This window comes from Escherichia sp. WS1451 (genome assembly GCF_046487365.1).
In the GTDB taxonomy this organism is placed as follows: Bacteria; Pseudomonadota; Gammaproteobacteria; order Enterobacterales; family Enterobacteriaceae; genus Escherichia; species Escherichia coli.
Map to the genome: position 1 here is coordinate 66346 of NZ_JBJQJP010000004.1, position 14362 is coordinate 80707.

Consider the following 14362-nt stretch of genomic DNA (forward strand, 5'->3'; position numbering starts at 1 on the left):
TATGCCCGTCATGATGTCAGGGCAATTCCGGCGGCAGCCATTCATCCACTTCAATCAACACCAGCAATGCCGCATCACCACCGTACTCTTTCGGTGCCTGATGAAATGCCATTACATGGGGATGTTGCGCCAGCCACAGCGGCGTTTGCTGCTTCAAAATATGCTTACCATGACCATGCATCACGCAGGCGCAAAACACATGTTCACGGCGGCAGGCGGCAATCAACGCCCCCAGTTCCTGTTTGGCTTGTAGCTGCGTCAAACCGTGCAAATCCAAAAACAGCTCCGGTGAATAATCGCCACGGCGTAACTTCTTCGCCTCAAAATGGCTGACATCCGGGCGAACATATTTCACCGGACCTTCGGTATTTAATAATGGTTGAAACTCATCGGAGAAATAATGGCTGGCATCGGCCTGCTCCTGAACCAACCGCTTGACCGGCACTTCGCTGATTTTTTTACGCTGCGGTCGGTGGACAATCGTGTCCTGCTTAATCTTGCGAGTCCCCGCCATCAACTGGCGAAACAGCGCCTGGTCCTCCTCGCTAAGTGTTGTTTTCTTTTTCATTTAACTGTCTCTATTTCTAATTTTCCTACAGTTTACCCGACTCGTAGCGCAATCGATCGTTTTAAACGTATTTTTCCTCACTCACCGCGCGTGAATGCTGATTTATCGTCATCTTCATGGCAAACTAGCCGCCGAAATTATTGCGATCATGCCCTGGAGGAATACGTGGATAAAATTTTCGTTGATGAAGCAGTAAATGAGCTGCAAACCATTCAGGACATGTTGCGCTGGTCGGTCAGCCGCTTCAGCGCGGCGAATATCTGGTACGGCCACGGCACCGATAACCCGTGGGATGAGGCCGTACAGCTGGTGCTGCCATCGCTCTACCTGCCGCTGGATATCCCAGAAGACATGCGCACCGCGCGTCTGACCTCCAGCGAAAAACACCGTATTGTTGAACGCGTGATCCGCCGCGTCAACGAACGCATTCCGGTGGCTTACCTGACCAACAAAGCCTGGTTCTGCGGCCATGAATTTTACGTCGATGAACGCGTGCTGGTGCCGCGCTCGCCGATTGGTGAACTGATCAACAATAAATTTGCCGGACTCATCAGCAAGCAACCGCAGCACATTTTAGATATGTGTACCGGTAGCGGCTGCATTGCGATTGCCTGTGCTTATGCCTTCCCGGATGCAGAAGTCGACGCGGTAGATATCTCTCCCGACGCGCTGGCGGTTGCCGAACAGAATATCGAAGAACACGGTCTGATCCACAACGTCATTCCTATTCGGTCCGATCTGTTCCGCGACTTGCCGAAAGTGCAGTACGACCTGATTGTCACTAACCCGCCGTATGTCGATGCGGAAGATATGTCCGACCTGCCAAACGAATACCGCCACGAGCCGGAACTGGGCCTGGCATCTGGCACCGACGGCCTGAAACTGACGCGTCGCATTCTCGGAAACGCGGCAGATTACCTCGCTGATGATGGCGTGCTGATTTGTGAAGTCGGCAACAGCATGGTACATCTTATGGAACAATATCCGGATGTTCCGTTCACCTGGCTGGAGTTTGATAACGGCGGCGATGGTGTGTTTATGCTCACCAAAGAGCAGCTGCTGGCGGCCCGTGAACATTTCGCGATTTATAAAGATTAAGTAAACACGCAAACACAACAATAACGGAGCCGTGATGGCTGGAAACACAATTGGACAACTCTTTCGCGTAACCACCTTCGGCGAATCGCACGGGCTGGCGCTCGGCTGCATCGTCGATGGTGTTCCGCCAGGCATTCCGCTGACGGAAGCGGACCTGCAACATGACCTCGACCGTCGTCGCCCTGGGACATCGCGCTATACCACCCAGCGTCGTGAGCCGGATCAGGTCAAAATTCTCTCCGGTGTTTTTGAAGGTGTTACTACCGGCACCAGCATCGGTTTGTTGATCGAAAATACCGACCAGCGTTCTCAGGATTACAGCGCCATTAAAGACGTTTTCCGTCCAGGTCATGCCGATTACACTTACGAACAAAAATACGGCCTGCGCGATTATCGCGGCGGCGGGCGCTCTTCCGCCCGTGAAACCGCCATGCGCGTGGCGGCAGGGGCGATTGCCAAAAAATATCTCGCCGAGAAATTTGGTATTGAAATCCGCGGCTGCCTGACCCAGATGGGTGACATTCCGCTGGAAATCAAAGACTGGTCGCAGGTCGAGCAAAATCCGTTTTTCTGCCCGGACCCGGACAAAATCGACGCGTTAGATGAACTGATGCGCGCGCTGAAAAAAGAGGGCGACTCCATCGGCGCGAAAGTCACCGTTGTTGCCAGTGGCGTCCCCGCCGGACTTGGTGAGCCGGTCTTTGATCGCCTGGATGCCGACATCGCCCATGCGCTGATGAGCATCAACGCGGTGAAAGGCGTAGAAATTGGTGATGGTTTTGACGTGGTAGCGCTGCGCGGCAGCCAGAATCGCGACGAAATCACCAAAGACGGTTTCCAGAGCAACCATGCGGGCGGCATTCTTGGTGGTATCAGCAGCGGGCAGCAAATCATTGCCCATATGGCGCTGAAACCGACCTCCAGCATTACCGTGCCGGGGCGCACTATTAACCGCTTTGGCGAAGAAGTTGAGATGATCACCAAAGGCCGTCACGATCCTTGTGTTGGGATCCGCGCGGTGCCGATCGCGGAAGCGATGCTGGCGATCGTTTTAATGGATCACCTGTTACGGCAACGGGCGCAAAATGCCGATGTGAAGACTGATATTCCACGCTGGTAAAAAATGAACAAAACCGCGATTGCGCTGCTGGCCCTGCTTGCCAGTAGCGCCAGCCTGGCAGCGACGCCGTGGCAAAAAATAACCCAACCTGTGCCGGGTAGCGCACAATCGATAGGCAGTTTTTCTAATGGCTGTATCGTCGGTGCTGACACGTTGCCGATACAGTCCGAACATTATCAGGTCATGCGTACCGATCAGCGTCGCTATTTCGGACATCCGGATCTGGTGATGTTTATCCAGCGTCTGAGTCGCCAGGTGAGCAATCTGGGCATGGGTACGGTGCTGATTGGCGATATGGGGATGCCTGCTGGTGGTCGTTTCAACGGCGGTCACGCCAGCCACCAGACCGGACTGGATGTCGATATCTTCCTGCAACTGCCAAAAACACGCTGGACCTCCGCGCAGCTCTTGCGCCCGCAAGCACTGGACTTAGTATCCCGCGACGGTAAACACGTTGTCCCCGCGCTGTGGAAGCCAGAAATTTTCAGCTTGATCAAACTCGCCGCCCAGGACAAAGACGTCACGCGCATTTTTGTTAATCCGGCGATTAAACAACAACTTTGCCTTGATGCGGGCACCGATCGCGACTGGTTACGTAAAGTGCGACCCTGGTTCCAGCATCGCGCGCATATGCATGTACGATTACGTTGTCCTGCCGATAGTCTGGAGTGTGAAGATCAACCTTTACCGCCACCAGGCGATGGTTGCGGGGCAGAACTGCAAAGCTGGTTTGAACCACCAAAACCGGGAACAACAAAGCCTGAGAAGAAGACACCGCCTCCGTTGCCGCCTTCCTGCCAGGCGCTACTGGATGAGCACGTGATCTAATGGAAACGTTTAATAGCCTGTTTATGGTTTCCCCGCTGTTGCTGGGAGTTCTCTTTTTTGTCGCCATGTTGGCGGGATTTATCGACTCGATTGCCGGTGGCGGTGGGTTACTCACCATTCCGGCATTGATGGCGGCGGGGATGTCTCCGGCTAACGCGCTGGCAACTAATAAACTGCAAGCCTGCGGCGGCTCTATTTCCGCCACTATCTACTTTATTCGGCGCAAAGTGGTTAGCTTAAGCGATCAGAAACTCAATATCGCCATGACCTTTGTCGGCTCAATGAGCGGCGCGCTGTTGGTGCAGTATGTTCAGGCCGATGTCTTACGGCAGATTTTACCGATCCTGGTGATTTGTATCGGCCTCTATTTTTTGCTGATGCCAAAACTGGGAGAAGAAGATCGCCAGCGCCGGATGTATGGACTGCCATTTGCGCTGGTGGCGGGGGGCTGCGTCGGTTTTTACGATGGATTCTTTGGCCCGGCTGCTGGGTCGTTTTACGCGTTAGCCTTCGTTACGCTGTGCGGCTTTAACCTCGCCAAAGCCACGGCCCACGCCAAATTACTCAACGCAACGTCAAACATCGGTGGTTTGCTGCTGTTTATTCTCGGCGGCAAAGTGATTTGGGCGACGGGCTTTGTGATGCTGGTGGGGCAGTTCCTCGGCGCGCGCATGGGTTCAAGACTGGTGTTGAGCAAAGGACAAAAGCTGATCCGCCCGATGATCGTTATCGTCTCGGCGGTGATGAGTGCCAAATTACTTTACGATAGCCATGGACAGGAGATCCTCCACTGGTTGGGGATGAACTAATGAACAGTACACACCACTATGAGCAGTTGATTGAGATTTTTAATAGCTGCTTTGCCGATGAATTTAATACCCGTCTGATTAAAGGCGACGACGAACCGATCTATCTTCCTGCTGATGCGGAAGTACCGTATAACCGAATCGTCTTTGCTCATGGCTTTTATGCCAGCGCAATTCATGAGATTTCGCACTGGTGTATTGCCGGGAAAGCGCGCCGTGAGCTGGTTGATTTCGGCTACTGGTATTGTCCCGACGGACGCGATGCCCAAACGCAAAGCCAGTTTGAAGATGTTGAAGTGAAGCCGCAGGCGCTGGACTGGTTGTTCTGCGTGGCGGCGGGATATCCGTTTAATGTTAGCTGCGACAATCTGGAAGGGGATTTCGAACCGGACCGCGTGGTGTTTCAACGGCGGGTACATGCGCAGGTGATGGATTATCTGGCAAACGGCATTCCCGAACGTCCGGCACGCTTCATTAAAGCACTACAAAATTATTATCACACGCCGGAACTTACGGCGGAACAGTTCCCGTGGCCGGAAGCGCTCAACTGAAGCCAGCGCCACGTTTTACAATGAGGAAAGAAGATGATCGCGGAGTTTGAATCACGCATTCTGGCATTAATCGACGGTATGGTTGACCATGCCAGTGATGATGAGTTGTTTGCCAGTGGGTATTTGCGTGGCCACCTGACATTAGCCATCGCAGAACTGGAAAGTGGTGACGACCACTCCGCTCAGGCGGTACATACAACCGTTAGCCAGAGTCTGGAAAAAGCCATTGGTGCCGGTGAATTGTCGCCGCGTGACCAGGCGCTGGTGACCGATATGTGGGAACACCTGTTTCAGCAGGCGTCACAGCAGTAAGTAATGTGCCGGATGCGGCGTTCACGCCATATCCGGCAAGCAATGCCAGAGCAGATTACCCTGCCTTAACCGCTTTACCCTTCAACAACTTCCGCACCCATAACCGATTCGGGTTTAACGCCGCCAGCGTACTGGCATCCATCGGAATCGGTTCTTCACTCATCTGTGCCGCCAGAATCTCGGCACACAGCGGAGCAGAACACAAACCGCGCGAACCTAAAGCAGCAAACATAAAGAGATCGTCATAAACCGGCGCGCTTACCGCTTCATCTTTCTTCTCCGCCAGCGACGCATATTCCACGAGTGTAGCGTCATAATCAGGCACGTTGCCTACCATTGGCAGATGATCGCGGGTGGCACAACGTACACCGCAACGCGCCTCTTTATCACTGACATCAACCGCTTTCGCCCATTGTGCCTGCGGGAAACAATCAATCAACCGCTGGCGATTCTGCTGCTGATCGTCCTCACTGTACGCCGTATCTTCGCTGCCGCGATGATAACTGGCACCAATACAATGATGTTGATTCGCCGGATTTTGTGGCGTGAGATAACCGTCATAGCACAGCACCTGTTTCAGTTTTGCCAGTTCCGGCGTTGTCGGAATATGGCTGACCTGACCGGCCACCGAATATACTGGCAGAGACGACGTTTGGCTGAAACGGCTGATTTGATGCCCGTTCGCCAGTACCACTACACTGTGTGTTGCTTGCTGATCACCTGCAAAATTCAACAACCAACCGTCATCCTTACGGGATAAATCCTGTAACTGATGTTGATAACGAATTTGCAAACCTTGCTGTTGTGCCAGTTCCAGCACATTACGGGTTAGTTCTGCCGGACACAGCCAGCCACCTTCCGGATAAGTAATACCGCTGCAATTTGTCGCAACGCCCGTAATTTGTTCAACCGCATTTGCCTCAACGGCTACAGCCAGTTCTGCGGGTAAATCCATCGACAACATCTGTGCGATTTTATGCTGGCTTTTCTCATCCCAGCCTAACTGCGTGACGCCGCACCAGTCATGATCAAATTTAACGGGTAATTGGTCGTAAAACCGACGAGCAAAAGTAAACGCATTAGAGAAAAAACGGTTTAGCGCTTCATCGTGTTTACTTAAAAGCGGATACAGCGCCCCCTGGCGATTGCCGGAAGCACCCAGTGCGGGAGCCTCATCCGCGCAATAAAGCGTTACTTGCCAGCCGCGACGCAATAGCGCCAGTGACAACAACGCGCTGGCAATACCGCCTCCAATAATTGCCGCTTCCTGTTTGTTGCTGCCCGTACGGTTAAACCACGGCGTGGAGCAGGGGAGGGGTAATGTCTGTTCCATCACCCCACAAAGCATTTCCCGTTTGCGCCCAAACCCTTTGCGCTTTTGCATGCTAAATCCGGCTTCCTGCAAACCGCGGCGGACAAAACCGGCAGACGTAAAGGTCGCCAGCGTGCCGCCCGGACGCGCTAACCTTGCCATGGCCTTAAACAGATTTTGCGTCCACATATCCGGGTTTTTCGCTGGCGCAAAGCCGTCCAGAAACCAGGCATCTACTTTTTGATTTAGCGAATCATCCAGTTGGCTGGTCAGTTCATTTATATCGCCAAACCATAAATCCAGTGTCACGTGGCCTTCATCGAGCAATAAACGATGGCAACCGGGCAAGGGCATTGGCCACTGCGCCTGAAGTTGTTCCGCCCACGGAGCCAGTTCCGGCCAGTGTTGATGCGCTAAGGCTAAATCCGCACGGGCGAGGGGAAATTTCTCAAAACTAATGAAATGTAAGCGTTGTAATTGCGCCTGTGGATGCGCTTCGCGAAACTGATCAAATGCCTGCCATAGCGTCAGGAAGTTTAATCCGGTGCCGAAGCCGCTCTCTGCTACCACAAACAGAGGATGTGGATGCTCAGGAAAACGTGCCTCTAATTGGTTACCCCCAAGAAAAACATAACGCGTCTCTTCCAGTCCGTTATCGTTGGAAAAATAGACATCGTCAAAATCTCGGGAAACAGGTGTACCCTCAGCATTAAATTCAAGGTTGGCAGGTTGTATGGCGTAGTGTTTCACGTAAGTTACTCGTCTTACAGGCGGTGGCTCGATCTTAGCGATGTGTGCCAGGCTGCGCAAATTTCTCTATTAATTGGCTGATCGGACTTGTTCGGCGTACAAGTGTACGCTATTGTGCATGCGAAACTTACTCTATGTGCGACTTACAGAGGTATTGAATGAAACGTGCAGTGATTACTGGCCTGGGCATTGTTTCCAGCATCGGTAATAACCAGCAGGAAGTCCTGGCATCTCTGCGTGAAGGACGTTCAGGGATCACTTTCTCTCAGGAGCTGAAGGATTCCGGCATGCGTAGCCACGTCTGGGGCAACGTAAAACTGGATACCACTGGCCTCATTGACCGCAAAGTTGTGCGCTTTATGAGCGACGCATCCATTTATGCATTCCTTTCTATGGAGCAGGCAATTGCAGATGCTGGCCTCTCCCCGGAAGCTTACCAGAATAACCCGCGCGTTGGCCTGATTGCAGGTTCCGGCGGCGGCTCCCCGCGTTTCCAGGTTTTCGGCGCTGACGCAATGCGCGGCCCGCGCGGCCTGAAAGCGGTTGGCCCGTATGTGGTCACCAAAGCGATGGCATCCGGCGTTTCTGCCTGCCTCGCCACGCCGTTTAAAATTCACGGCGTTAACTACTCCATCAGCTCCGCGTGTGCGACTTCCGCACACTGTATCGGTAACGCAGTAGAGCAGATCCAACTGGGCAAACAGGACATCGTGTTTGCTGGCGGCGGCGAAGAGCTGTGCTGGGAAATGGCTTGCGAATTCGACGCGATGGGTGCGCTGTCTACTAAATACAACGACACCCCGGAAAAAGCCTCCCGTACTTACGACGCTCACCGTGACGGTTTCGTTATCGCTGGCGGTGGCGGTATGGTAGTGGTTGAAGAGCTGGAACACGCGCTGGCGCGTGGTGCTCACATCTATGCTGAAATCGTTGGCTACGGCGCAACCTCTGATGGCGCAGACATGGTTGCTCCGTCTGGCGAAGGTGCAGTGCGCTGCATGAAGATGGCGATGCACGGTGTTGATACCCCAATCGACTACCTGAACTCTCATGGTACTTCGACTCCGGTTGGCGACGTGAAAGAACTGGCAGCTATCCGTGAAGTGTTCGGCGATAAGAGCCCGGCGATTTCTGCAACCAAAGCAATGACCGGTCACTCACTGGGCGCTGCTGGCGTACAGGAAGCTATCTACTCTCTGCTGATGCTGGAACACGGTTTTATCGCCCCGAGCATCAACATTGAAGAGCTGGACGAGCAGGCTGCGGGTCTGAACATCGTGACCGAAACGACCGATCGCGAACTGACCACAGTTATGTCTAACAGCTTCGGCTTCGGCGGCACCAACGCCACGCTGGTAATGCGTAAGCTGAAAGATTAATTCGCAGTAGGTCGGAGTAGCTCGGAGTAGGTCGGATAAGACGCGCCAGCGTCGCATCCGACGATATGCACCAATACCGCCTCCGGCACTAACGCAAAAGGGAACCCGATGGTTCCCTTTTTCACATCATTGACAATCGCCGCCAGTTCCAGGCAAACTTCCCGCTTTGTCGATATCCTGCTAAAAAGACGTATGCGTTAAATCCTGCCAACGCACCGTAACCCTGAAACCAGAGAGATGAGACGGGGATACTCCTCGCCTTGCGCTGCATTCTGGAGTAATGCATGACTGCTGTAAGCCAAACCGAAACACGATCTTCTGCCAATTTTTCGCTCTTCCGCATCGCTTTTGCGGTTTTTCTCACCTACATGACCGTAGGTTTACCGTTGCCGGTTATCCCGCTGTTTGTTCATCATGAGCTGGGCTATGGCAACACCATGGTCGGGATTGCCGTCGGCATTCAGTTTTTGGCTACGGTGCTGACGCGTGGTTACGCCGGGCGACTGGCCGATCAATATGGCGCAAAACGTTCGGCGCTTCAGGGGATGTTAGCTTGTGGTCTGGCGGGGGGCGCACTGCTGTTGGCGGCGATTTTGCCCGTCTCCGCACCGTTCAAATTTGCTCTGTTGGTCGTTGGACGTTTGATTCTTGGCTTTGGTGAAAGCCAGTTACTGACGGGGGCTCTGACCTGGGGATTGGGCATCGTTGGGCCAAAACATTCCGGCAAAGTGATGTCATGGAACGGAATGGCGATTTACGGTGCCCTCGCTGTTGGTGCGCCGCTTGGCCTGTTGATTCATAGCCATTACGGTTTTGCCGCACTGGCGCTCACCACAATGGCATTACCCTTACTGGCGTGGGCCTGTAACGGCACAGTGCGCAAAGTACCGGCCCTGGCGGGAGAACGTCCATCGCTGTGGAGCGTTGTCGGGCTTATCTGGAAACCAGGGTTAGGTCTGGCACTACAAGGCGTTGGTTTTGCGGTTATCGGGACTTTCGTTTCGCTCTACTTTGCCAGCAAAGGATGGGCGATGGCGGGCTTTACTCTTACCGCGTTTGGCGGCGCATTTGTCGTGATGCGCGTCATGTTTGGCTGGATGCCGGACCGTTTTGGCGGCGTGAAAGTGGCGATCGTCTCTCTGCTTGTAGAAACCGTGGGCTTGTTGCTGCTCTGGCAAGCACCAGGGGCGTGGGTCGCATTAGCGGGCGCGGCGTTAACTGGAGCCGGATGTTCGCTTATCTTTCCTGCGCTGGGCGTGGAGGTGGTTAAACGCGTCCCCTCACAAGTTCGCGGCACCGCACTGGGCAGTTACGCCGCGTTTCAGGATATCGCCCTCGGCGTCTCCGGGCCGCTTGCGGGAATGCTGGCGACCACGTTTGGTTACTCTTCGGTATTTCTTGCCGGGGCGATCTCTGCGGTGCTGGGAATTATTGTCACGATACTGTCGTTTCGTCGGGGTTAACGAACCAGCCAGACCAGCATCAGGATAATCGCGACTAACAGTATCCACAGCGCGGGACGCGTTGCCATATTTTGCAACGTGTCCATCATCGGTGGAAAAGGATTAAGCAGCGGTTGCATATCACGCGGTTCAATCCCTTTAACCCGCCGTTGATAAAGCTGGTTAAGAATATCCTCGGCCTGGGAAGAAGAAAGCGATGATTGCGCAGAAAGGCCATATTTTTGTTGGATATATGTCGATAACGCCGCCAGTTCACTGGCATCTAAAGGTTGTTTTAGCGCCATCTGTAGTGATTCCAGTGTCGGCGTATTTTGCTGGCTTAGCGTCTGACGCGCCTGTAGCCAGGTCACCAGATGGTTAAACAGTTTCGCTGGAATTAACTCGCCATCTTTCACCCCGGAAAGTTCCAGCATCGATTGCCAGATCTGCTTGCTGGGTTCCCCCGTTGCCGCCGCAAGTTTGGTCACCAGCTGTTTAAGCGCATTGTGCTCCGCCGGTAATAAAGGACGGTCGGTCGCCTCGCGCTGCTGCGGTTGCGGAATAACCATTTTCCCTTCCTGCAACAGGGTTAGAATGGTTTTTAATTGCTCCGGTGAGAGCTGATTCAGCGGCGTCTGACCAAAGTTATGACGGATATAATCCGTGACCGCCTGACGATTATTCCCCAGACGTAAATACTCCCCTAATTGCGCTAAAAGCTGGCGGGCAGAATGGCTTTTTTGCGCGGCCAGCAGACGTTGCGCCAGATTGTGCTCAGCGGCAGGGAAGTGACGCGAAAGCAGCGGTGAATCTCCCGACAGACCAATATCGTGCCTGATACCCGCCCACAGTTCTGCTCTTTGCTGTTGCGTCAGTGAGGTCACTTTCGTCATTAAGCTTTCCAGCGAAGTACGTTGCTGACTGGATAAAGGCTGATTGCCCGCGCCAGACGGCAGGTTATCTCCCTGACCTGGTGGTTGCCCAGGAGGAGGGCCGGAAATAGGTTGTATCATTACGTATCCTTATACCTGAAATCTTCGCAAGTATGCCTGGCCGCGAGATTATGGCACACTTGTCCGGTTAACTCTCGTCTCATACAGGTAACACAAACGTGAAAATCCTTGTTGATGAAAATATGCCTTATGCCCGCGACTTATTTAGCCGTTTGGGTGAGGTGACCGCGGTTCCCGGGCGTCCCATCCCCGTGGCTCAACTGGCAGACGCGGATGCGCTGATGGTGCGTTCGGTCACGAAAGTGAATGAATCTTTGCTGGCAGGAAAACCCATTAAATTTGTTGGCACTGCCACCGCGGGGACCGACCATGTCGATGAAGCGTGGTTAAAGCAGGCGGGAATTGGTTTTTCCGCGGCACCTGGCTGTAATGCGATTGCGGTGGTGGAATATGTTTTCTCCTCCCTGCTGATGCTTGCCGAACGCGATGGATTTTCACTGCACGAGCGTACCGTGGGGATCGTGGGCGTTGGTAACGTTGGTCGCCGTTTACAGGCACGACTGGAAGCGTTAGGGATTAAAACCTTACTTTGCGATCCGCCTCGCGCCGACCGTGGAGATGAGGGTGATTTCCGCTCGCTGGATGAATTAGTTCAGCATGCGGATATTCTGACTTTCCATACGCCACTCTTTAAAGACGGGCCGTACAAAACGCTGCATCTGGCGGATGAAAAACTGATCCGCAGCCTGAAACCAGGAGCGATTCTGATTAACGCCTGCCGTGGCGCAGTTGTCGATAATACCGCCCTGCTGACCTGCCTGAACGAAGGCCAGAAGTTAAGCGTAGTGCTGGATGTCTGGGAAGGCGAACCGGAACTTAACGTGGAATTGCTGAAAAAAGTGGATATCGGCACGCCGCATATCGCAGGCTATACCCTGGAAGGTAAAGCACGCGGTACTACGCAAGTGTTTGAAGCTTATAGCAAGTTTATTGGGCATGAACAGCACGTTGCGCTGGATACATTACTGCCCGCGCCAGAGTTTGGTCGCATTACGCTGCATGGCCCGCTCGATCAGCCAACGCTGAAAAGGCTGGTGCATTTGGTGTATGATGTGCGCCGCGATGACGCACCGCTGCGTAAAGTCGCCGGGATACCGGGTGAGTTCGATAAACTGCGCAAAAACTATCTTGAGCGCCGTGAATGGTCATCTCTGTATGTGATTTGTGATGACGCCAGCGCGGCATCATTGCTGTGTAAACTGGGTTTTAACGCCGTTCATCATCCGGCACGTTAATCTCTTCTTCATGCTCTCTGCTGTAATATTGGCAGGGAGCTTTGCTATTTCTGGAGTAAACCACCATGTCTGAAGGCTGGAACATTGCCGTCCTGGGCGCAACTGGCGCTGTGGGCGAAGCCCTGCTTGAAACGCTGGCTGAACGTCAGTTCCCGGTTGGGGAAATTTATGCACTGGCACGTAACGAAAGCGCAGGTGAACAACTGCGCTTTGGTGGTAAGACAATCACCGTGCAGGATGCTGCTGAATTCGACTGGACGCAGGCGCAGCTGGCGTTTTTTGTCGCAGGCAAAGAAGCTACCGCTGCCTGGGTTGAAGAAGCGACCAACTCAGGTTGTCTGGTGATCGACAGCAGCGGATTGTTTGCTCTCGAACCTGACGTACCGCTGGTGGTGCCGGAAGTAAACCCGTTTGTACTGACCGATTACCGCAACCGGAATGTCATCGCCGTACCGGACAGTCTGACCAGCCAACTGCTGGCGGCACTGAAACCGTTAATCGATCAGGGCGGTTTGTCGCGTATCAGCGTTACCAGCCTGATTTCAGCCTCCGCCCAGGGCAAAAAAGCGGTCGATGCGTTAGCGGGGCAGAGTGCTAAATTACTCAATGGCATTCCGATTGACGAAGAAGATTTCTTCGGGCGTCAACTGGCATTCAACATGCTGCCGTTACTGCCGGATAGCGAAGGTAGCGTGCATGAAGAACGTCGTATCGTTGACGAAGTACGCAAAATCCTGCAGGACGAAGGGCTGATGATTTCGGCAAGCGTCGTCCAGGCACCGGTATTCTATGGTCATGCCCAGATGGTCAACTTTGAAGCACTGCGTCCGCTGGCGGCAGAAGAAGCGCGTGATGCGTTTGCTCAGGGCGAAGATATTGTGCTCTCTGAAGAGAACGAATTCCCGACTCAGGTGGGGGATGCTTCTGGTACGCCGCATCTTTCCGTTGGCTGCGTACGTAATGATTACGGTATGCCGGAGCAAGTTCAGTTCTGGTCGGTGGCCGATAACGTTCGCTTTGGCGGCGCGCTGATGGCAGTAAAAATCGCCGAGAAACTGGTGCAGGAGTATCTGTACTAATGTCCGACCAGCAACAACCTCCAGTTTATAAAATTGCGCTGGGCATTGAGTACGACGGCAGTAAGTATTACGGCTGGCAACGGCAGAATGAAGTACGCAGTGTGCAGGAGAAGCTGGAAAAGGCGCTCTCCCAGGTGGCGAACGAACCCATCACCGTCTTCTGCGCCGGGCGTACTGACGCAGGTGTACACGGCACCGGGCAGGTAGTGCATTTCGAAACGACCGCGCAGCGCAAAGACGCTGCGTGGACGTTGGGCGTAAATGCGAATTTACCTGGTGACATCGCCGTGCGTTGGGTTAAAGCTGTACCTGATGATTTTCATGCCCGATTTAGCGCCACGGCTCGCCGTTATCGCTACATCATCTACAATCATCGGCTGCGCCCGGCGGTACTGAGTAAAGGGGTAACCCATTTTTACGAACCGCTGGACGCTGAACGGATGCATCGGGCTGCGCAATGCTTGCTGGGCGAGAATGATTTCACCTCGTTCCGTGCGGTGCAGTGTCAGTCCCGGACCCCGTGGCGCAACGTTATGCATATTAATGTCACGCGTCACGGTCCTTATGTGGTGGTAGATATCAAAGCGAATGCCTTTGTACATCATATGGTCAGGAATATTGTCGGCAGCCTGATGGAAGTCGGTGCCCACAACCAGCCGGAGAGCTGGATAGCAGAGTTGCTGGCGGCAAAGGACAGAACGCTGGCGGCAGCAACGGCAAAAGCGGAAGGGCTGTATCTGGTCGCGGTGGATTACCCTGACCGGTATGATCTTCCAAAACCGCCAATGGGCCCGCTATTTCTGGCGGACTAACGAGAATAATGCTCGGAACATTTCAGGCTGTAGCCAACGTAGTTACAGCCTGATAGA

General features: G+C 53.7%; 14 protein-coding genes. 11 read left to right on the top strand and 3 right to left on the bottom strand.

What is annotated here, in order from left to right; all coding sequences use genetic code 11:
- Positions 1–16: 16 nt before the first annotated feature.
- Positions 17–568, bottom strand: coding sequence for an endonuclease SmrB (smrB, locus tag ACJHX7_RS07375; protein ID WP_094029674.1), 552 nt, complete (start codon positions 566–568; stop codon positions 17–19).
- A 165-nt stretch (positions 569–733) separates the two neighbouring features.
- Here smrB and prmB point away from each other — a divergent pair, with 165 nt between their 5' ends.
- The 6 genes from prmB to ACJHX7_RS07405 are packed head-to-tail and all read left to right on the top strand — an operon-like array spanning position 734 to position 5283.
- A complete protein-coding gene (prmB, locus tag ACJHX7_RS07380; protein WP_001309606.1) occupies positions 734–1666 on the top strand; it encodes a 50S ribosomal protein L3 N(5)-glutamine methyltransferase in 933 nt (310 codons plus the stop codon).
- Positions 1667–1700: 34 nt separating this feature from the next.
- Positions 1701–2786, top strand: a complete 1086-nt coding sequence (aroC, locus tag ACJHX7_RS07385) for a chorismate synthase (protein WP_001297933.1) — start codon at positions 1701–1703, stop codon at positions 2784–2786.
- Between the two features lie 3 nt (positions 2787–2789).
- Positions 2790–3614 (top strand): penicillin-insensitive murein endopeptidase, encoded by an 825-nt coding sequence (gene mepA, locus ACJHX7_RS07390; protein WP_001043802.1) that lies wholly within the window; start codon positions 2790–2792, stop codon positions 3612–3614.
- Positions 3614–4423: a sulfite exporter TauE/SafE family protein gene (locus ACJHX7_RS07395; RefSeq protein WP_000447366.1), complete on the top strand. Its 810-nt coding sequence runs from the start codon at positions 3614–3616 to the stop codon at positions 4421–4423. Before mepA ends, ACJHX7_RS07395 begins: the two co-directional genes overlap by 1 nt.
- Positions 4423–4971 carry an elongation factor P hydroxylase gene (gene epmC / locus ACJHX7_RS07400; protein WP_001089235.1) on the top strand — a complete coding sequence of 183 codons (549 nt, stop codon included), beginning with the start codon at positions 4423–4425 and terminating at the stop codon, positions 4969–4971. Before ACJHX7_RS07395 ends, epmC begins: the two co-directional genes overlap by 1 nt.
- 33 nt (positions 4972–5004) lie before the next feature.
- Entirely contained in the window at positions 5005–5283 is a 279-nt protein-coding gene (locus ACJHX7_RS07405) for a YfcL family protein (protein ID WP_000559761.1), read from the top strand.
- Between the two features lie 55 nt (positions 5284–5338).
- Here ACJHX7_RS07405 and mnmC read toward each other — a convergent pair whose 3' ends face one another.
- Positions 5339–7345, bottom strand: coding sequence for a bifunctional tRNA (5-methylaminomethyl-2-thiouridine)(34)-methyltransferase MnmD/FAD-dependent 5-carboxymethylaminomethyl-2-thiouridine(34) oxidoreductase MnmC (gene mnmC, locus ACJHX7_RS07410; RefSeq protein WP_094029675.1), 2007 nt, complete (start codon positions 7343–7345; stop codon positions 5339–5341).
- A 158-nt stretch (positions 7346–7503) separates the two neighbouring features.
- On the opposite strand from mnmC, the gene fabB reads away from it, so the two are divergent.
- Positions 7504–8724, top strand: a complete 1221-nt coding sequence (fabB, locus tag ACJHX7_RS07415; RefSeq protein WP_000817178.1) for a beta-ketoacyl-ACP synthase I — start codon at positions 7504–7506, stop codon at positions 8722–8724.
- Between the two features lie 284 nt (positions 8725–9008).
- Complete coding sequence (locus ACJHX7_RS07420; RefSeq protein ID WP_094029676.1) at positions 9009–10187, top strand: MFS transporter; 1179 nt, start codon at positions 9009–9011, stop codon at positions 10185–10187.
- On the opposite strand, the gene flk is transcribed toward ACJHX7_RS07420, so the two are convergent.
- On the bottom strand, positions 10184–11179 hold the full coding sequence (flk, locus tag ACJHX7_RS07425; RefSeq protein WP_000615818.1) for a flagella biosynthesis regulator Flk: 996 nt from the start codon (positions 11177–11179) through the stop codon (positions 10184–10186). The genes ACJHX7_RS07420 and flk overlap by 4 nt on opposite strands.
- A gap of 98 nt (positions 11180–11277) precedes the next feature.
- On the opposite strand from flk, the gene pdxB reads away from it, so the two are divergent.
- From pdxB to truA, 3 genes are all read left to right on the top strand, one after another.
- Complete coding sequence (gene pdxB, locus ACJHX7_RS07430) at positions 11278–12414, top strand: 4-phosphoerythronate dehydrogenase PdxB (protein ID WP_000699135.1); 1137 nt, start codon at positions 11278–11280, stop codon at positions 12412–12414.
- Positions 12415–12479: 65 nt separating this feature from the next.
- Positions 12480–13493: an aspartate-semialdehyde dehydrogenase gene (locus ACJHX7_RS07435; protein ID WP_097728461.1), complete on the top strand. Its 1014-nt coding sequence runs from the start codon at positions 12480–12482 to the stop codon at positions 13491–13493.
- Complete coding sequence (gene truA / locus ACJHX7_RS07440; protein WP_001283590.1) at positions 13493–14305, top strand: tRNA pseudouridine(38-40) synthase TruA; 813 nt, start codon at positions 13493–13495, stop codon at positions 14303–14305. The genes ACJHX7_RS07435 and truA overlap by 1 nt, the downstream gene beginning before the upstream one ends.
- Positions 14306–14362 lie beyond the last annotated feature (57 nt).